18 protein-coding genes are annotated in these 19,447 nt (G+C 34.3%); 17 read left to right on the forward strand and 1 reads right to left on the reverse strand.

Translation table 11 applies throughout. From position 1 onward, the window contains the following. The first annotated feature begins 22 nt into the window (after positions 1–22). The 4 genes from M666_RS18420 (at position 23) to M666_RS18435 (ending at position 3,355) form a co-directional block, all read left to right on the forward strand. On the forward strand, positions 23–1,201 hold the full coding sequence (locus M666_RS18420; protein ID WP_029445693.1) for an aspartyl protease family protein: 1,179 nt from the start codon (positions 23–25) through the stop codon (positions 1,199–1,201). A 239-nt stretch (positions 1,202–1,440) separates the two neighbouring features. Further along, complete coding sequence (locus tag M666_RS18425) at positions 1,441–1,959, forward strand: hypothetical protein (protein WP_226989930.1); 519 nt, start codon at positions 1,441–1,443, stop codon at positions 1,957–1,959. A gap of 225 nt (positions 1,960–2,184) precedes the next feature. Next, positions 2,185–2,790, forward strand: coding sequence for a porin family protein (locus tag M666_RS18430; RefSeq protein ID WP_029445691.1), 606 nt, complete (start codon positions 2,185–2,187; stop codon positions 2,788–2,790). 112 nt (positions 2,791–2,902) lie between these two features. Further along, entirely contained in the window at positions 2,903–3,355 is a 453-nt protein-coding gene (locus M666_RS18435; protein ID WP_151198090.1) for a hypothetical protein, read from the forward strand. 11 nt (positions 3,356–3,366) lie between these two features. Here M666_RS18435 and M666_RS18440 read toward each other — a convergent pair whose 3' ends face one another. Continuing rightward, the gene (locus M666_RS18440; RefSeq protein WP_029445689.1) at positions 3,367–4,230 is read right to left on the reverse strand and encodes a bestrophin family protein; all 864 of its coding nucleotides are present in this window, start codon (positions 4,228–4,230) and stop codon (positions 3,367–3,369) included. A 235-nt stretch (positions 4,231–4,465) separates the two neighbouring features. Here M666_RS18440 and M666_RS18445 point away from each other — a divergent pair, with 235 nt between their 5' ends. From M666_RS18445 to M666_RS18505, 13 genes are all read left to right on the forward strand, one after another. Beyond that, positions 4,466–5,371: a hypothetical protein gene (locus M666_RS18445; protein WP_029445688.1), complete on the forward strand. Its 906-nt coding sequence runs from the start codon at positions 4,466–4,468 to the stop codon at positions 5,369–5,371. Between the two features lie 112 nt (positions 5,372–5,483). Then, a complete protein-coding gene (locus tag M666_RS18450; RefSeq protein ID WP_029445687.1) occupies positions 5,484–5,987 on the forward strand; it encodes a hypothetical protein in 504 nt (167 codons plus the stop codon). Positions 5,988–6,060: 73 nt separating this feature from the next. Next, complete coding sequence (locus M666_RS18455) at positions 6,061–6,870, forward strand: RluA family pseudouridine synthase (protein WP_039326038.1); 810 nt, start codon at positions 6,061–6,063, stop codon at positions 6,868–6,870. A 124-nt stretch (positions 6,871–6,994) separates the two neighbouring features. Continuing rightward, positions 6,995–7,615: a leucine-rich repeat domain-containing protein gene (locus M666_RS18460; RefSeq protein ID WP_029445685.1), complete on the forward strand. Its 621-nt coding sequence runs from the start codon at positions 6,995–6,997 to the stop codon at positions 7,613–7,615. Positions 7,616–7,641: 26 nt separating this feature from the next. After that, a complete protein-coding gene (locus M666_RS18465; RefSeq protein WP_029445684.1) occupies positions 7,642–8,262 on the forward strand; it encodes a hypothetical protein in 621 nt (206 codons plus the stop codon). Between the two features lie 172 nt (positions 8,263–8,434). Then, positions 8,435–8,989 carry a glycohydrolase toxin TNT-related protein gene (locus M666_RS18470; protein ID WP_029445683.1) on the forward strand — a complete coding sequence of 185 codons (555 nt, stop codon included), beginning with the start codon at positions 8,435–8,437 and terminating at the stop codon, positions 8,987–8,989. Between the two features lie 121 nt (positions 8,990–9,110). Further along, positions 9,111–10,040: a TolB-like translocation protein gene (locus M666_RS18475; RefSeq protein WP_024479767.1), complete on the forward strand. Its 930-nt coding sequence runs from the start codon at positions 9,111–9,113 to the stop codon at positions 10,038–10,040. A gap of 44 nt (positions 10,041–10,084) precedes the next feature. Next, entirely contained in the window at positions 10,085–11,077 is a 993-nt protein-coding gene (locus tag M666_RS20115; RefSeq protein ID WP_029445682.1) for an XAC2610-related protein, read from the forward strand. A gap of 133 nt (positions 11,078–11,210) precedes the next feature. Then, positions 11,211–11,621: a hypothetical protein gene (locus M666_RS18485; RefSeq protein ID WP_029445681.1), complete on the forward strand. Its 411-nt coding sequence runs from the start codon at positions 11,211–11,213 to the stop codon at positions 11,619–11,621. Between the two features lie 114 nt (positions 11,622–11,735). After that, positions 11,736–12,503 (forward strand): CDP-alcohol phosphatidyltransferase family protein, encoded by a 768-nt coding sequence (locus M666_RS18490; RefSeq protein ID WP_029445680.1) that lies wholly within the window; start codon positions 11,736–11,738, stop codon positions 12,501–12,503. A 166-nt stretch (positions 12,504–12,669) separates the two neighbouring features. After that, complete coding sequence (locus tag M666_RS18495) at positions 12,670–15,408, forward strand: T9SS type B sorting domain-containing protein (RefSeq protein ID WP_029445679.1); 2,739 nt, start codon at positions 12,670–12,672, stop codon at positions 15,406–15,408. 38 nt (positions 15,409–15,446) lie between these two features. After that, a complete protein-coding gene (locus M666_RS18500) occupies positions 15,447–16,043 on the forward strand; it encodes a methyltransferase domain-containing protein (RefSeq protein WP_029445678.1) in 597 nt (198 codons plus the stop codon). A gap of 105 nt (positions 16,044–16,148) precedes the next feature. Then, positions 16,149–19,397 (forward strand): WD40/YVTN/BNR-like repeat-containing protein, encoded by a 3,249-nt coding sequence (locus M666_RS18505; RefSeq protein ID WP_029445677.1) that lies wholly within the window; start codon positions 16,149–16,151, stop codon positions 19,395–19,397. The last annotated feature ends 50 nt before the right edge of the window (positions 19,398–19,447 follow it).

A 19,447-nucleotide genomic window follows, 5' to 3' on the forward strand; every position in this document is an offset into this window, starting at 1 on the left:
CTGCGTATATTTAAAAAAACATATGAATAAATTACTTACATCTCTAGCATTAATTTTTGTATTATCTAGTTTTACTACAAGAACTGAATTGTTAGAAACTAACTATATTAAAGAAATTCCGTTCAATTTTGATTATGGAGTACCAATTATTAAAGCCTTAATTAATGATATAGAATACAACTTCCTATTTGATACAGGAATGCCAACTGTTCTTTCAGAAAGTATATCTAATGAACTTAATCTGAAAAGTATTCGCGATATAATGGGAATGGATGTTAATGGTAACAAAAAACAGGAAAGTTATGTTATAGTTAATGAAATTATTGTTGGAGGAATTAGTTTTAAAAAAATTGAAACCCTTACAACTGATTTAAGCGCTGGTTTCGAAATTGGTTGTCTAAATTTAGATGGAGTAATTGGAAATAATTTAATCAAGAATGCCATTTGGGAAATAGATTATGAAAAAAAGGTAATTCGCCTCACTGACAATATTGATAATTTTCAAATTCCCGAAAGTGCTGATATTATTAAGTTTAAAACAAATGAGAAAAAAGGATATTATTCGCCTAATATAAATGTTAAAGTAAATAAGAAGAAAAGAAAAGGTGTGAAATTTGACACTGGCTCTACTGGTGGAATTAAATTACCATTGGATTTTTACTCAAATGTTCTTGACATAAATAAAAGTGTTGAATATTATGGTAAGGCTTCTACTGCAATATATGGTAAAGGCCAAAACAAAAAATATGTAGATTCAAAAGTAAATTCTATTGAAATCGGTGATTTACAACTGCAAAATCAGATTGTGACCTTTGACGAAAACTTTCCAACAATTGGCAATAAATTCTTTAAAAATTTCAAGATTATCATAAGCTATGATGAGAATAACATATATATGATAAAGCAAAAAGAATACAGTAATACAGTATTGGAAAATTTTGGTTTTCAAACTGGTATAATTGACCAAAAAGCATTTGTCGCTCTCGTGTATAAAAATTCTAACGCTGAAAAAAAAGGAGTTCAATTGGGCGATGAAATAGTAAGCGTTAATGATTTGAATTTTTCAGAATTAATATCGAAAGATGCTTGTAATATTTTATTTAATAATCCTATCAAGGAAATGGACTCAATGAATATTCTTTTTTCAAGAAACGGAAATAAACAATCCTTACAGCTAGAAAAAGAAACTTTAATAAATTGAAAAACTATTACCAGCAATTCATATAAAAAATTGCTAAATTCAACAATATAGAATGTGTATAAAATATAAAAATACGAACCTTAAACATTGGAAAATTGCGTTTTAAAAATCGCAACTTTTCATATTCTAAGCCGTTTAGCAAATATTTAATGAGATTTACTATTATAAATATTAAAATGACTAAAAATAATTATATCAACATTTTAGTTTTCTTTCCTATTTTTTTAATGTCGTGTAACATGAACAACAAAGAAAAATTAATTAAGGAAAAGGAATCTTCAAAATTAATGATTGAAACAGATTTTAATAGTTCAAATCAAAATCAAGAAAATCCTCCAATTGATCGCACTGATATTTGGGACTCAATTGAAAGATCTGGATATAAACTTACAAATAACTCCTTATTCTCAGAGTATTCTTGTGGAGACGAAACACCTTACTATGATTTAGGAAATTTAAGTGAGAATAAGGTTTTAATAATTTCAAATAGTGGTTGCTATGATTCTGAGTGGGTAGACCTCTTAGTTTATAACGACAATAAAATAATTTCTAAGTTATTAATTGAACAAGAATCTTATGAAATTGATGTTGAAGGTGGGATGAATGTCGATTTGGCAAATGGTACTAAAACAACTTTTAAACTCTTTTCTAATCATGAGATTGAACTTACTTCTATTATAATTAAGGATAGTATTATGTCTAGTCCAAAAACAGAAAATTTTAAAATTGATACTTCTGGAAAAATAATGAAACTTTAGAACACATAACTTTACTAAACTAAAATTAATATTTGTTGGCTTCCCTAAAAAATAGAACAGTTTATAGTTACTTTTTAAAAGTCAAGCAACAAAGTAATTTTAAGCAATCGGTTAATTAAAGCTAAGTTTCATCCTATGACTTCCTGATATAATAACATTAGAATGTTTTAAATTCGGTAATTAATAAATCACAATTCCTATAAATTAAAAGATATAAATTAAAAAATGCAAAAAACTCTACTCCTAGCACTTTTCACCTTAATTTCCGCTTCGCTTCATGCTCAAAACTTTGAATTAGGAGCAAGAGCCGGTTTAAATAGTACCAAATTGAAATATGCCGAGTCTAGTACCGAAAAACTACTAAGACCTATTATCAGTTTTACCACAGAATATAGGTTATCTGAGCGGTGGTCTCTAGAGGGCTCACTAGGCTACATTGGGAAAGGTGGTGGTAATTTTGAGGAAGAAGAAAAACTTAGCTCCGGCATAGATGGTCTTAGAACAAAGCTTGAATATATCAGCCTCACCTTAATACTGCGGTATTATCTAATGAAAGAAAATAAACTGAGACCTTTCATTGCAATAGGTCCAGGCATCAGCTATACTATATCTGCTACACAAATGGGTAATGACATTAAAGATGACTTGCGCAGCACGTCTGACTTGAGTTCTAATTTTGGCCTTGGCGTGAAGTATAATGTAAAAAATAAGCTATTTCTAGAAGTAGTGGGTGGTATAGATAGAGGCTGGAGCAAAATCATCAGAGCAGAAGGTGAGAGTTTATTTAATCATTCTTTTGGAGTTGCCGTTGGAGTAAAGAAAGTGCTGTAATGCCGTTACTATTGTGTATCAGAGGAACTCTGTGAAACGTAAAGACCCTAGCATCAATCTTAATACACTATTTATAACATAATAAACGTTAGCTACTGTATACAATCAGACTATGAAAAGAATTTTTATCATCGTATTAGTTGTAATTGTTGTCCTCATTATTTCGAAATTATTCAATTCCAAACCAAAGAAGAAATCGAAAAATATTATGGAAGAAATTGAGGAAAATCCGCTATTTAAAATGATGACTGAAATGTCAACATCTGAAGAAGAAACTACCACAGCTGATTATGGAGAATTTGGGTACCAAGCATCGAACCCTATTCCCGTAAAATCTGAATTAGAAATTGCTACGTATTTAAAAAGATTAAGAACTATAGAGGGTAAAAAAGTTGCTTATAAAAAAGTAGGTATCACCAATACGCCTCTTATAGAAACCCCTATTGCTATTTATAAAATAACACTACATGGTACCTTACTTGCTACGTTATATATAAGTGCTAATCAGTTTATAAACTCTGAGCGCGCACCAAAAAACTTTGAATTAGCAGAACTACTTCACTAAAAAAACTCCTTCTAAAGCAGCTCTCCCACGTGTTTTTCAATATTCTCCGCTATTTTTTTAATCGGTAAATCATTGGCATCAAACCCAAACGGATCTTCAATTTCTTCTGCAATTAACTCTAAACTTGCTAATACATAAAACACAAAAATAACTACTGGAATAGCGTAATACCCTAAACTAAATACATAGCCGAAAGGTAGGGTCATCACATAGAAAAAGATAAACTTTTTAATAAAGGCACTGTACGAATATGGGATAGGGGTATTTTTAATCCGTTCGCAAGCGCCACATATGTCCGTAAAGGATTGCACTTCGCTATTTAAAACAATAAGCTGGTCGCCCGTAATGACTTTCTGCTCATACAAATCATATACCTTCTGGTAAATCATTCTTGCCACTTGGTTAGGGCGGTGTTTATGGTGATCAATTTTTAAGTCTAAATCATCATAAAGTTGTAAGCCTGTTTCTTTATCCGTTAAATGCTTCACTAACATAGAGGCGTAACTTGGTATGGTGCGCTTAAAATAAAACCGATCGTGATCATTTTTTAAAATAACACTTAATTTAAGCGCTAAATTTCTACTATTATTCACTAAAGCTCCCCATAATTTTCTGCCTTCCCACCAACGGTCATATGCCGTATTAGTTCTAAATACTAACAATAAAGATATCACAAACCCCAACATACTATGCATCACCGTGATGTTGGATAAATGGTTTTTACTAGACAAGTTCCAGTATTCTAATTCTAAGTACCCCACGCCATAGGTATACAGGCCAATAAAAATCATCATAGGGATGAGTTTTCTAAAGGTATCTGATTTGTGAAATCTAAAAATAAATGTTATCCAATCTTTGGGGTTGTACTGTACCATGAAGCAATAAATATGTTGAGCGACAAAATTAGAGAATGTTAAAACGATATGGTATATAAATTAAATAAAATAACAGGCTTTAAATTACCAAAGTTGAGTTCTAACGGCTAAGCATCTAATTGCGTTGAAACTTTGGAAGTGCTAAAATGCATCATATACTATTTTTTTCTACGCTACGTTAAGATTAGGAGATCCTTGTGGTGCAAAACCCCATAACTCTAATAGCCCCCAAAAAATGATAAAAAAAATAAGTGTTACTTTATTAATCGTTTTCGTCCTACTCTCCTGCCAATCTAAAGCAACCAAAGCCGAAATAGCTAAGCTAAAACAAGAAACCAAAGACCAACAAGTACTAATAGATTCCTTAAAGAATTTTAATCAGGGCTTGATTGGATTTCAAGATTATTTCAAGAATGAACGAGAGACCTATTATCTGGATAAGGATAAGCTTTTATTTCTTTTGGAAGGCACTTCTTGGTTTTCTTTAAACAATAGAAAGCTAGTTCAATATTTCTTTGATGACTTTAATCTTAAAGAATATGATGTGTATAGAGGTATTGAAAATAGTAGCGTACTCTACCCTGCCTCTCATGATGTCCTAGACATCTTTAATTCTGAATCAAGTTTTGTTGTTCATATGGTATCTAAAATTGATAGAAGTCCTGAATCCTTAGAAAAGTTGTGTACTCCAGAACTAAAAGAAATGGCATATTCTTTATTAAGAAAAAATAACCTGTATAAAGCTTCTGGTGCTTATGCTGCAGTTAAAGGCCTATTATTATCGTATGAAGATATAAAAGATGATAAAGATTTTTTATCCACTATTTATGAAATAGCCGAAAATGCTACAAATGAATACGATTATGAAGAAAGTTATGAAGCCTTTCAAAATACAATTTCAGAAAAAAATTCTGATGAAATTAGAGCGATTTTAAGTGATGAAAACTACACTACCTATTATGAAAACACTAGGTCTACTGTAGACAGTAGACTTATTAATACCTACTGTTTTTGGGCAAGACGAAGTAAAGAAAATAATATGGCTTTCACGTATTCGTTGTTAAAGGATTTACACGAAAATGTAGCACATGAAATGGTACTTGATGACGAAAATTTGGCTCAAGATGCACCTAATTCCTAAACTGTAATCTGCTTTTGATTTTTAGTTTGTAATGCTGAAAGTAATTGAAAAGTAAGCTTTATCTCATTTAATTCTACTCAAAAAAACGATATCCATTCATACACACCCTACGATGTCAGATTTTATAGCATTAAACGATTTACATCACTTTAATCTTAAATTGGTATATGACAATTTCTTTCTTAGAAATTTGAAACGAATTGAAATCACTAATGAATTTAATAAGGAAATAGCTTCTCTGAACATTTCAAAGCAGAACTTAAAAGAAAAGCTATTTGTGCTAGACTTTCACCATAAAAAAATCACCCTACAAGGAAATAATTATTTAGATTTTGATATTATCGATACTGAAAAAGAGGAGCATTGGAGATTTATCAATCCCATAAAATGTATAGCTACCTCCGATAAACCATACTATGAAGACAAGAATCTTAAAGTACCTTTAACCCCTAATGGTTTTGGATTAATGCTATCTTGCAATTCTAAATTTATCGGAAGGATTAGAACAACCGAAATTGATATTAAAAACGATACTTTTGCTGATCTTATATTTGCAATATGCTGTGTAAACAGCATTACAAATTATGTCTATAAAGTAAATGAATCTAACGGTTAATTAAATTATCAAACCAACAGAAACCCATACCGTCCCACCACGCGCTACTCCTATTCGGTTTCAAGAATACGGCGTGGGTATATTCAGTGCTGCCATGACCAAATCTGCTTTAAAAAAAGCGATTAAAAAAAAGCACCTTACTATTAATGGTACCCTAGCAACTACCGCTACCTTTATTCATGGCGGCGAGCACATAGCATTATACATTCCAGAAGAAACTTCTGCCAGCAAAACATTAATTTTCCCCTTAAAGGTATTATTTGAAGATGATTATTTGGCCATTATACACAAACCCGCAGGTATTTTAGTAAGCGGTAATAGCTTTAAAACCATTGCGAATGCCCTGGGGCAAAACCTTAGTCCTAGCAAGCTCTCTGATGCGACAAAACCACAACCGGTGCATCGTTTAGATTATGCTACCACTGGTATTTTATTAACTGGAAAAACAAGCAGTAGTATCCGTGCTTTAAACAAAATGTTTGAAGATAAAAAAGTAGCTAAAACCTACTATGCCGTAACCATAGGGACTATAAATGCGGAAGGAGAAATAAGCACTACGATAGATGAAAAACCATCTTGCTCTACATACTCCGTAATAGCATCAGCACCTTCTGAACGCTTTGGCACCCTTAATTTGGTACAGTTAGATCCTAAAACAGGACGAAGGCATCAATTGCGCAAACACCTCGCTAGCATCGGAAACCCTATCTTAGGAGATAAAGACTATGGCACAGCATCTTTAATCTTAAAAGGCAAAGGCATGTACCTACACGCCTATTCCTTGCAGTTCCTTCATCCGTTTACGAAAAAAGAAATAATCTTAACAGCCGCTTTTCCGGAACGATTTAGAAAATTATTCCCAATAGATACCCTTATAAAATAACCTCTTGCTTAGAATTTTATCCGAAGTTTTGCGTTAAAATTATAGTGCATCCATTAGGACCTTCCTAGTTGTTAAACCGACTAGTGTCTCATAATTTGATGCCATGGTCTTAGAATTATAATTTATGGAACCCAAAACCGTCATACTACTACTCGCCATAATTGCACTACTCGCTGGTGGCTATACCATCTATGCTTCTATTAAAAATAAGCATAAAGACTATTCGCATCGAAAACTAAAACATAGAATTATTCAAAATGTCTTAGGCGTAGATGGTGCTAGAATTTTTTATGGCTTTTTAGGAATAGGACTTATTATTTTCGGGGGCTTCATTTTGTTTCAATTCTATGTAAAACCCAACCTAGGAAACGAATACAATAACAAAACAGACCAATTTACTTTAGTTTCTAAAACGCTTAGTACAGGAGACTACACCATGACCTCTAGCACAACGAGTACTCTAAAACAATTAGAAACTAGTCTAAGGATTACTGGAGAAGAAAAATTACAAGACTATGTTTCGGCAGATTTTAGTAATAATTACCTCAACCAGATTCCTGAAATTGTTTGGAAGATGAAAAATCTAAAGCGGATAGACTTTACCTACAATAATATTACGGAGATAGACCTCACTCAACTCTCAAAAATGGACAGTTTAACCACAATTATTCTTAGCAACAACCCTATTTCTATAGCTAAGATTAATACTTTAAAAGAAACCACAAACCTAGAAATCATACACTAAGAACCACACCCCAAATTAATGAACCAATGATTAAAAAAACCCTACTACTATCATGCCTTGCATTAGCATTCTCATGTAATGAGCAAGCACCAAAACAAAACATACCATTAAAATCTGTACAGGAAGAACTAAATAAAAGAGATAAAGCACTAGAAAAACTAGCCGCTCTTGAAGCTCTCGGGCCCCAAAACAATTTTTCTTATAAGAATGAAGTTTCTCCGGAAATTAAAGCCATTATTGATATCTACGAACAAATAGATTATGCCTTTTGGCAAGAGCATCCAGGTTTTAAACTTAATGTGGTAAATGGTAATGAGCATTTAACCGTTTATAATTCTGCAGAAAGTATCCCTATATTAATTGCTGTAAAAAATGAGGATGAAACCACAAAAAACGACTTTGAAATCTACATGAGTGAGACTATGGAGACCATTCTGGTTATAGAAAAAGAATCTCCTAAAGATGAAGCCTTAGCTAAAATAGAAAATCACTTTTATTTCAAAAATAATAAGCTGATTAAAAAAATCTCTAATCAAAATTATAGCACTGAAATTTCTGCGAATACTTTAGAAAAAGAAGAAAAGAGAATTAAAATTGCTTGTACGCATCATGTAGATAAAGCTTTAATAGAACTCATGAAGAGCTAAATTAAAAAGGCTGATAAGTAACAAGAGTATAGGGAAATTTGGAAGAAACTCGTTTACCAGTAGTTGATCATATCTCCCGAATTTTTCTATTTTTATAGCAACTACAGCTTTAAAAGGATAGTTTTATCATTAATAAAGCGTGGTTGCACACTTAAAACATTGAAAGTATACTATGAAATTTGATTCTGAAAAATTTGATTGGTTGATTAATGAGTCCATCCTCACCTTTAATCTAGGTGCAGATCTTCTAATGCATTACCACAACCCAGACGCGTTAGAAGACAAACATGATCCTTCATGGCAGAACCAAGCAGTTTATTTTTGGTACGAAAAGGAACCTTTTGAGCGAAAATCCCTTCCTGATGAATTTGATAGTTTTGAAAAACAGGTATTTACTATCAATCAAATTCCCGAGGGCATAAAAATAAAATCAGGAGAAGCAATGCCTTGGTTTGGCAAGCCTGGTGGTGGTACAAAATTGTTCTTTTCTTATTTAGACAATCCAATTACCTTAGAAGAAGCTTATAAACTAAATGCCATTAGTTATGTTGAAAAAGTAGCTTTAACGATAGATAATCTGGGGATTCTTCAAGACCGTGATAATTATAGATTTATTACCGAAAAAGGAATCACCTTTGATGGTTCTTTACCTGTCTTTGAAGGAAAAAAAGTATCCTTATCAGAATTGTATGCCGCAGGAAAAATTAGCATCCTTAAATTAAAATAACCGTTCTATAGTGCCTCTACAGCGCTATACTGCTAGTGCCACTATGCTAAAGAGGGAAAGTACTCCTTGGCTAATCTTAATTTGCAGAGACCAAATGAGACAAAACCGTTACCTTTAAAGCATGATGAACAACGGACTCTTTATACTATCTCTCTTTATAACCTCAGCACTTTTTGCGCAGACAGAAGCTGCTATCACTCCATTTGATGCGGTATTGAATGAATTTACGAACGTACGTGATTTTTGCCTTTCAAAAGACGGACAAGAGGCTTTTTTTACAGTACAGAGCCCTGGTCAAGAACTCTCACAACTCGCCTATATTAAAAAAGAAAAAAAGGGATGGTCTGCGCCAGAATTACTACCTTTTAATGCTGCTTACAAATACCTAGAACCTTTTCTTTCCTATGATAATAACAGGTTATTTTTCGTTTCAGACCGGCCTTTAGAAAACACTACTAACGAAAAAAAAGATTTTGATATTTGGTATGTAGATCGAAAAAATAACACCGCAGAATGGTCTAGTCCTAAAAATCTAGGAGCTCCTGTAAATTCTGCCTTAGATGAATTTTACCCTTCTGTAAGTAAGAACAATAATTTATATTTTACCATGGTAGCCCCCGAAGGTTTAGGTGAAGACGATCTGTACCTGTGCACTTGGGAAAATGGCAAGTATTCTAAACCCGTTTTATTGAATGAAAACATTAATAGCGCTGGCTATGAATTTAATGCCTTCATTGCTGAGGAGGAAGATTTTATAATCTTTTCTAGATACAACGAAGCTGACGGGCAAGGAAGTGGCGATCTTTATCTTGCAAAAAAAGACCGTAATGGCGTCTGGCAAAAAGCAAAGAATCTAGGAATTCCTATCAATACTAAATACATGGACTATTGCCCTTTTTATGATGCACAACAGCAGCAATTATATTTTACCAGCAAACGAAATACACTTATGCCTAGAGAATTTGAATCAATGGCTGCATTTAAAACCTATTTAGAAGATAGTAAAAATGGCCTGAGCAAAATCTACCAAGTACATTTAATTATAGAATAAGAATTGACGGATTACTGTCTGCCCTCTAAACTTGCACCGCCAAAATGAAAAAACGTTTACTACTACTTCTCGGAATGCTACCGGTATTAACCTTAGCACAACGCAACTATACGATAAGTGATTTTTCGAGCACCTATAATGCTACTATAGCAATTGAACAAGGGTTTGAAAATGATACATTTAAAAAAGGAAGCTTTTCTATTGTGAATACCTCTACGGATAAACAAGTACTATTTATAGAAAGTGATGAACTGATTATTGAAACCGACAATAATACGGAAGAAAAAATCAATACTATTTCATTGCCTTATGACCGCCAAAACTTTCTGATTTTTCAAGATTTTAATTTTGACGGGCTAGAAGACGTTGCCTTTATGGATGGGCGTAATAGTTGCTACGGCGGCCCCTCTTATCAAATTTACCTGCAAGAGCATCAGACTTTTGTTCACAGTCCTGAATTTACAAGACTATCTTATGAATATTGTGGCATGTTTCAAATAGCGGAAAAAACTAAAACTATACATACCATGACCAAAAGTGGTTGTTGCTGGCATCAATTCTCTGAATTTAAAGTCCAAGATAATAAACCCATTGCTATTAAAATAAGTGAAGAATCTATGAATCCTAATGGTATGTTGATAGATTATGTAGAAAAAGAACGGGTAAATAATCAAATGGTAGAAACCAAGTATAGCGTTTTACCCGATAGTGGATTTGACATACAAACCATTTTTTCCTTTCAATTTAAAAATGGCAAAAAAATGAGTTTGATTCATGCTTTTTCAAATCGTCTATACTATGCCTTCACGGATAGAGAGGAAACAGTAGAACTTTTCTACGAGGATAACTTTGTTTACGATAAAAGTAAAAACACCCTATCATTTACGAATAAGAACACTAGCTATCAAATTAGTACTACGGGCATTTCAATACGAACTCCTCGCAAAAATATCTCCATGAATGCTGTTGCTGAAACCGTAGAAGGAGAATTAGCTAGCATCTTGCGTTTAACGCTTGAGAATATGCGTATTGAATAACTGGTAGATTTGCGGAGCATTAACAAAAATCCAACTAAAAAATAAACCTACTACGCCAGATAGTAGGAATGTTCCCTTCCTCTTTAGTAAAAAAATCAGTACCTTATAAAAGAATAACCAAAAAACCATTTGTATGAATCCGACGTTAAGGAATATTCTAGCAGTAGCTGCTGGAATACTCATCGGTAGTATGGTAAATATGGGGATTATTATGAGTAGCGGTTTTATTATTCCCCCACCAACCGATGTAGATGTGACTACTATGGAAGGCCTAAAAGCATCCATGCATTTGTTTACCCCCAAACATTTTTTAATGCCTTTCTTAGCTCATGCGCTAGGAACTTTAGCAGGTGCATTTATCACGGCCAAAATAGCGGTCACCTGCCACATAGAAGCAGCATTGATCATAGGTGTTTTTTTCTTGATAGGCGGAGTCGTAAATACGTATATGCTCCCATCCCCTACATGGTTTACCATTTTAGATATTTTGGTGGCTTACATTCCAATGGCATGGCTAGGCGGTAGGATGGGGGTTAAAACGTAAGGAAACTTTTAGAAAATGTTAAATTAATGTTACTTTTGCGACAACCACTTTGAGAAGTGGACTAAGCAAGCGTGTTTCCGTTATTGGTTTTTCTTCTCAAGTGCGACTCTTTAAATGTCAAAATTACCTCAGAAGAATCAGTTTTTAGACTTGTCTGATTATGGAAGACCATGTGCTAGAATCATTGCTCAATCCTTAAAAAAAACATCTTTTACGCCCATTCATGTAACTATTGCTTTTGTCTTTTCTGGACTCATAGCTATTGTATGTATTTTTCATCACTATTATTGGGCTACCGCATTTTTCTTAATACTTAAATCTATTCTAGATGCAGCAGATGGTGAACTGGCGCGTATAAAAGAAACACCTTCCTATACCGGCCGCTATCTTGATTCTGTTTCTGACATACTATTAAATCTCTTATTAATTGGCACCATCTGGTACATAACAGAGGGGTCACTTGGGTATGCCTTTTTAGCATTTATAGGAATTCAACTGCAAGGAACCTTATACAATTACTATTATGTAATCTTGAGAAACAAACACAACGGAGATACCACAAGTCGTATTTTTGAAGACAGCACTCCCATAGCCTTAGCGGGTGAAAAACAGCAAAATGTAAACATCTTATTTTTTATGTATAAGGCACTCTATGGTGCTTTTGATAAGATTATTTACATCCTAGATCAAGATGCCGTTAAAAGTAGTAAACTCCCTAATTGGCTAATGACGGCCGTCTCTACTTTTGGTCTCGGTTTTCAATTGCTATTAATAGCCTTAATGCTAGTGCTTGGCCTAAAACATTATATAGTTCCCTTCTTTATAGGCTTCTCTGTTTTTATTCTTATTTTTATAGGCATTAGAAGGTATATAAATAGGTAAAAACAGAGGGAATTAGCCTTATTTCAGATGTAATTATGAGCTTATATTAACAATTCAGAGTTTTTAAATTTTTATAAAATGAGATAGTTATGGTTATTTAAAATGTATCTTAGCTACAGTTCCAAGTTCGATTGATCAAAATAGTGCCCATAAACCTATATTTTTAATGAGAGTATATACCCTACTACTATCCTTACTACTTACATGTATAATTCAAGCTCAAGTTACCCCTGCTGAAAAAGCAGCATTACAAGCTTTTTATACAGCTACAGGTGGTAGTAATTGGACTAGTGAGACAGATGCAGACCCAACAAATGATTGGGATTTTTCAGGTCCAGTGACTAATGATTGGTATGGAATTACTATTTCTGGCGGGAATGTTATTAGTATTAATATGAATCCTACACTTGTAAATACTGGGAATAATAATTTAACAGGCACTTTGCCTAATGAGATTGGAGATTTTCCCTTCTTAACATCCTTAGTTTTAACTGCAGAAAATCTATCAGGAACTATCCCTCCTAGCCTATACTTTTTAAATTCTCTAAGAGTATTAAATTTAGGAAGAAATAATTTTTCTGGAACACTCCCTCCTCAAATATCACAATTAACAAATTTAACCTCACTTATAATAAATCAAAATGATCTTGATGGTGAATTACCAATCGAACTTACCATGCTTGGTAACTTACAGACTTTAGACATCGATAGTAATAATTTTTTCGGTGAAATACCAATTGAATTAACTGATATGGTTGAGTTAAAAGTCTTACAGTTAAGCAATAATCCTTTCACGGGATATTTATATCCAGAATATGGGAAATTGGTAAATTTAGAAGAGTTTATTTTTTTCAATAACTCTATCACCGGAACTATCCCCGAAGAATTCGGAAAGTTAATTAGGTTAAAAAAATTGAGGTTAGGATCAAATAATTTAAGTGGAATACTACCCATAAGTCTCAAGGATCTAATAAATTTAGAAAATTTAGAAATATATGCAACAAGTATATCAGGTGAAATACCCGATGAATATGGGCAATTAATAAATGTAGCTTATTTTAATTTGTCTCAAAATCGAATTTCGGGTAATTTACCAAGCTCTTTATCTAACATGACTGAAATTATTTCCTTTAATGTATCAAATAATCAAATTACAGGAACTTTACCTCAATCGTATAGTAGTTGGAGTTTAATTAATTATTTTCAAGCAAGTACAAATCAATTGACAGGTGAAATACCCGATACCTATTCAAATTTGTCAAATCTTACAAGTTTTGTTTTATCTAGAAATCAACTATCAGGAGAGTTATCAGTTCTATTCTCTAACTGGACAAATATTGAAAATTTTAATATTCAATTTAATTCAATTACAGGTGAAATCCCCGAAACTTATGCTAATTTAATTAACTTAGAATATTTTAACGTAGGCGAAAATAATTTTAGCGGAGAAATTTCCCCTCTATTTAGTAATTGGGTTAACATAAAAACATTAATTCTTAGGGACAATGAATTTGAAGGAAGGTTACCTGATTTTTCAAATATATTTCGGTCTAATGATTTTTTTCAAATCAATGATAATAGATTTCAATTCGGGGACTTTGAAGATGAATTTAATTATTATGACCAAACTCTATTATCTTTCACAGACAACCCTCAAGCACGTGTAAATGATACGCAAAACTTAAGCAGTTGCGCGGGGTCTTCCATAACACTTTCTACAGTAGTTAGTGGTAACGCCAATGTATATCAATGGCTCAAAGATGGTACGGCAATTACTGGTGCAACTGATTCAGATTTAGTATTATACCCTGTAGCTATTTCCGACGCTGGAGTATATACGTGTTTAATTACAAGTACCATTGTTACTGATCTTACCTTAGAGCGCAATCCAATTACTTTAACCGTAAATGCAACTGGTCCTATTGCAAATATTGTAGAGGATAAATTAGCGTGTGATTTAGATGGTGATGGCTTTGCTACCTTTTCCTTAAACCTTGCGGATATAGAGGCACAAGCTTTTGGCTCACAAACGGGTCTAACTATTTCCTATTTTGACGCCCTTGGCAACCCTCTAAGCCTTACCAGTAGTTATACCAACACCACAGCTAGTAATCAAGTAGTCACCGTAAGAGTTTCTGATACAGGGGGATGTTATGATGAAAGTACTTTTAATTTAATCACTACTTTACCCGCGGTAGCAGATACCAATGCCGATGTAACTTCTTGTGAAAATTATACCTTACCGCCATTGAATGCGGATAGCAACTATTTTACAGCTACAAATGCTAGTGGAACACAATTACAAGAGGGAGATATTATTAACACAACACAGACAATTTATATACATGCAGGAATAGGTAATTGTGCTGATGAAACTAGTTTTACGATAACAATTGAGCAACCTGTAACCGCAGACCAACTTGAGGATGTAACGGAATGTGAATTTTACACATTACCCCCCCTTACCACAAGTAATTATTTTACAGAAAGTAACGGACAAGGAACAAGGATAAATGAAGGTGACAGAATAACTGAAACGCAAACTATTTACATTTACTCAAAATCTGGTGTTTGTACTGATGAATCTAGTTTTACAATTTCTATTGATTTATTAGCCTGTGAAGACTCTGAGGAAGCAATAAAATCAAAATTTCCAAATTTCTTCACCCCAAATGCAGATGGCATTAATGACACTTGGAAGCTTAATCAAGAGCTATTTTTATTGGAGGGCATAGTTACGATTTACGACCGTTACGGCAAGCTTATCTCACAATTTGATGCTATTAATGGTGAATGGGATGGGTACTCCAATGGACGAAGATTACCAGCGAGTGACTATTGGTTTAAATTTGAAGGAATTGACGGAGAAATTAATAGTACTGGACACTTTGCTTTAAAAAGATAAACATATTTTTTTTGTACTCTTAATATTAAAATAGAATAATGTCTAAGCAAGAAGAATCATACTGGACTACACGTTATAAAGAAAAACAAACAGGTTGGGATATTGGTTTTGCCGCTACACCTATTAAAACCTATATTGACCAGCTTGAAGATAAAAATATTAAGCTATTGATTCCTGGTGCAGGGAATGGATATGAAGCAGAATACCTGATTAAAAAAGGCTTTACAAATGTTCATATTCTAGACATATCTGAAATTCCCTTACAAGACTTCAAAAAAAGAAATCCGACTTTTCCAGATACCCATTTGCACCACGCTAATTTTTTTGAATTTGAGGGGCAATTTGATATCATTATCGAACAAACCTTCTTCTGCTCCTTTGTACCTACCGCTGAAAACCGCTCTGCATATGCACAGCAAATGGCTTCACTCTTAAAAGAAAAAGGAAAACTTGTGGGACTCTGGTTTGCTATTCCACTGACGGACGATTTAGAAAAGAGACCTTTTGGTGGCGATAAAAAGTTGTACCTATCGTACCTGGCTCCTTTCTTTACGGAAAAAACTTTTCAACCGTCTTATAACTCTATCCCACCAAGACAAGACCGTGAATTGTTTGGCATTTTCATTAAGAAATAGCCTTATTTCCTATAGTTTACACAACTCTCCTTAACATCTTTTTAAGAATTCTTCCTTTTGGTTTTGGTATATTTAAACCGACTAATTAAACCTAAACTACGACAGATGAAAAAACTGCTTTTTCTAATGATGCTTCTTGCTTCATTTTCAACTTTTGCACAAGATTTTACCATGGATCTGATTCAAGATCTAAAACCAAGAAATATAGGTCCAGGAGGTATGAGCGGACGTGTTACTTCTATTGATGCTGTACACTCCAATCCTGAGATTATGTATGTAGGTACCGCTTCTGGCGGACTCTGGAAATCTACTTCTGGAGGCATTAAGTGGGAACCTATTTTTGATAAAGAAGTGACTGCTTCTGTTGGTGCCGTTGCCATTCAACAGAGTAACCCATCGGTTTTATGGGCGGGTACCGGAGAAGGTAACCCAAGAAATAGCTTAAATGGTGGCTATGGTATTTTCAAATCTCTAGATGGCGGAAAAAGCTGGAAATCTATGGGCTTGGAAAAAACAAGACATATTCACAGAATTGTAATTGACCCCACCAACCCTGATATTGTTTATGTGGGTGCTATTGGTTCTCCTTGGGGAGAACACCCAGAACGTGGTGTTTTTAAAACTACCGATGGCGGAATTACGTGGTCTAAAATACTATTTACCAATAACAAATCAGGTATTGCAGATTTGGTGATGGACCCTACCAATCCAAATAAATTAATTGCTGCCATGTGGGAGCACAAAAGAGATCCTTGGTTTTTCAAATCTGGTGGTGAAGGCAGTGGTTTGTATATGACCCATGATGGTGGTAAAAACTGGAAAAAATTAGCAGAAGAAGATGGTTTGCCTGCCGGCGAACTTGGAAGAATTGGAGTGGCGATAGCCCCTGGCAAGCCAAATATTGTCTATGCCCTTATAGAATCAAAAAAGAATGCCCTTTACAAATCTGAAGATGGTGGTTTCAAATGGAAAAAAATAAACGATAAAGAAGATATTGGGAACCGCCCGTTTTATTATTCTGAAATCTATGTAGATCCTCAAAATGAAAACAGAATTTATTCTGTGTTCACCTATATCAATGTATCTGTAGATGGAGGTAAAAACTTTACCCAGTTAATGCCGGCTTACGGCGTGGATAATGGAGTTCACCCAGATCACCATGCGTGGTGGATTCATCCTAAAAACGGCCAATTTATGATGGATGGTAATGACGGCGGAATGAACATTACCAAAGATGGTGGAAAATCATGGCGTTTTGTGGGGAATATACCTGTAGCGCAATTTTACCACATCAATACAGATAATGAATACCCATACAATGTTTATGGAGGAATGCAAGACAACGGCTCTTGGAGAGGTCCTGCTTACGTATGGAAAGCACAAGGTATCCGCAACAGCTACTGGCAAGAGATTGCTTTTGGAGATGGTTTTGATGTAGTACCAGATCTAGAAGATACTCGCTTTGGGTATGCTATGAGTCAGCAGGGTTATGTATCGCGCTATGATCATGAAACAGGCAACAATTACATAGTGCGCCCTACCCCTCCTGATGCTAAAACTGAATTACGTTTTAACTGGAACTCTGCTATTGGGCAAGATCCTTTTGATACAAGTACGGTCTATTTTGGAAGTCAGTTTGTACATAAAAGTACCGACAAAGGTTTAACGTGGAGTGTTATTTCCACAGATTTAACGACCAACGATCCTGAAAAACAAAAACAAGATGAGAGCGGCGGATTAACCATGGATGCCACAGGGGCAGAAAACCACTGTACCATACTTGTTATTGAGCCTTCTCCGCTTGAAAAAGACATGTTATGGATTGGTACTGATGACGGGCGTGTGCACATTACTCAAAATGGAGGAATTGCTTGGACCGATGTTACTACAAATATAAAAGGCTTACCAAAAGGAAGTTGGATTCCGCAAATAAAAGCATCGAACAAAAATAAAGGAGAAGCACTTTTAATAGCGAATGATTACCGCAGGTTTAATTACACTCCTTATGCTTATCGTACTAAAAACTACGGAAAAACATGGGAACGTATTGTAGATGCTACTGATGTTAAAAGCTATACCCTTTCTATTGTAGAGGATTTAGAAAATCCAAATCTATTGTTTTTAGGAACCGATGACGGTTTGTATATTTCCTTAAATGCGGGCGAAAAATGGCAAAAATGGACAGAAGGTTTTCCTACTGTTTCTACAAAAGACTTAGTGATACAGCCAAGAGAACATGATTTGGTGATCGGTACTTTTGGTCGTGCTGCTTGGGTTTTAGATGATATTCGCCCTTTAAGAGCCTTAGCTGCAGACGCTACTATTCTTCAAAAAGACGCCCAATTATTTACACCGCCCACAGCATACCAAGCAGCGTACCAGCAAGCTAGTGGCAGTAGATTTGGAGCTGATGCTATGTTCAATGGTGAAAACAAAAAATCTGGCGCCATGATTACTTATTATCTAAAAGAAGGCAAGAAAAAATCCGTTGGAAAAAAAGAGGATAAAGACGAAGATGATAAGGCAGATAAAGAGGACGATGATGATACTGCAGATGAGGCAACGGAAAAGAAAGAAGAACTCACTGGCGTACAAAAGAAAGATTCCGTGCAGTTTGATATTTATGACGGTACCCGATTAATTAGAACTTTAAAATACAAAACCCCGGAAAAAGCAGGATTCCACCGTATCTATTGGAGAATGGATGAAAAAGGTCCAGACAGACCTTCTAGAAAAATCAGCAAGCGTAAAAACGAAGCTGGTGGAACGGATGTTAAGCCTGGCACCTATACTATTAAAATGTCTTTTGGTGCGATAACTAATGAAACTACCATAGATGTAAAATCTGATCCTAGAATAGAAACCTCTACCGCATCTATCAATGAAGTATATACGCACTCCAAAACTATAGAAACGTATATGCAAACGGCTGCAGATGCTGTTAAACAATTAGTAGAAAGTAAGAATACGGCTCGTAAATATCAGAAAGAATTAAAAGAACTGGACAAAGATACATACGAAGCAGAACTTAAAGCCTCCAAAGAAATTATCAAGAAAATAGAGGATGTAATAGCGTTATATATCGGAAAAGAAGACAAGCGACAAGGTATTACCCGAAATCCTGAAATGACAGTTATGCAACGTATCGGTAATGCAAGAGGCTATGTTGGGAGTAGAAAAACGGGGATGACCATTACAGAAACTAATTTGATGGCTTTTGCGAAAGAAGAATTAGTATTGGCCTTAGAAAAGACGAATGCATTTTTTAATGACGATTGGAAAAGCTACAAAACAAGTATGGAGCAAGTAAATAACTCTCCTTTTAAAGCTATTAAAGAAATTACTATTAATTAATATTTTCCTTGAGTAGTGTCGAGAGGATTTAAAACAGACCGGTCAGGTTT

It is taken from the genome of Cellulophaga baltica 18 (genome assembly GCF_000468615.2).
Classification (GTDB): domain Bacteria; phylum Bacteroidota; class Bacteroidia; order Flavobacteriales; family Flavobacteriaceae; genus Cellulophaga; species Cellulophaga baltica.

Coding starts and splice junctions, on each gene's coding strand:
- M666_RS18420 (WP_029445693.1), top strand. CDS start 23: ATGAATAAATTACTTACATCTCTAGCATTAATTTTTGTATTATCTAGT.
- M666_RS18425 (WP_226989930.1), top strand. CDS start 1,441: ATGAACAACAAAGAAAAATTAATTAAGGAAAAGGAATCTTCAAAATTA.
- M666_RS18430 (WP_029445691.1), top strand. CDS start 2,185: ATGCAAAAAACTCTACTCCTAGCACTTTTCACCTTAATTTCCGCTTCG.
- M666_RS18435 (WP_151198090.1), top strand. CDS start 2,903: ATGAAAAGAATTTTTATCATCGTATTAGTTGTAATTGTTGTCCTCATT.
- M666_RS18440 (WP_029445689.1), bottom strand. CDS start 4,230: ATGGTACAGTACAACCCCAAAGATTGGATAACATTTATTTTTAGATTT.
- M666_RS18445 (WP_029445688.1), top strand. CDS start 4,466: ATGATAAAAAAAATAAGTGTTACTTTATTAATCGTTTTCGTCCTACTC.
- M666_RS18450 (WP_029445687.1), top strand. CDS start 5,484: ATGTCAGATTTTATAGCATTAAACGATTTACATCACTTTAATCTTAAA.
- M666_RS18460 (WP_029445685.1), top strand. CDS start 6,995: ATGGAACCCAAAACCGTCATACTACTACTCGCCATAATTGCACTACTC.
- M666_RS18465 (WP_029445684.1), top strand. CDS start 7,642: ATGATTAAAAAAACCCTACTACTATCATGCCTTGCATTAGCATTCTCA.
- M666_RS18470 (WP_029445683.1), top strand. CDS start 8,435: ATGAAATTTGATTCTGAAAAATTTGATTGGTTGATTAATGAGTCCATC.
- M666_RS18475 (WP_024479767.1), top strand. CDS start 9,111: ATGATGAACAACGGACTCTTTATACTATCTCTCTTTATAACCTCAGCA.
- M666_RS20115 (WP_029445682.1), top strand. CDS start 10,085: ATGAAAAAACGTTTACTACTACTTCTCGGAATGCTACCGGTATTAACC.
- M666_RS18485 (WP_029445681.1), top strand. CDS start 11,211: ATGAATCCGACGTTAAGGAATATTCTAGCAGTAGCTGCTGGAATACTC.
- M666_RS18490 (WP_029445680.1), top strand. CDS start 11,736: ATGTCAAAATTACCTCAGAAGAATCAGTTTTTAGACTTGTCTGATTAT.
- M666_RS18495 (WP_029445679.1), top strand. CDS start 12,670: ATGAGAGTATATACCCTACTACTATCCTTACTACTTACATGTATAATT.
- M666_RS18500 (WP_029445678.1), top strand. CDS start 15,447: ATGTCTAAGCAAGAAGAATCATACTGGACTACACGTTATAAAGAAAAA.
- M666_RS18505 (WP_029445677.1), top strand. CDS start 16,149: ATGAAAAAACTGCTTTTTCTAATGATGCTTCTTGCTTCATTTTCAACT.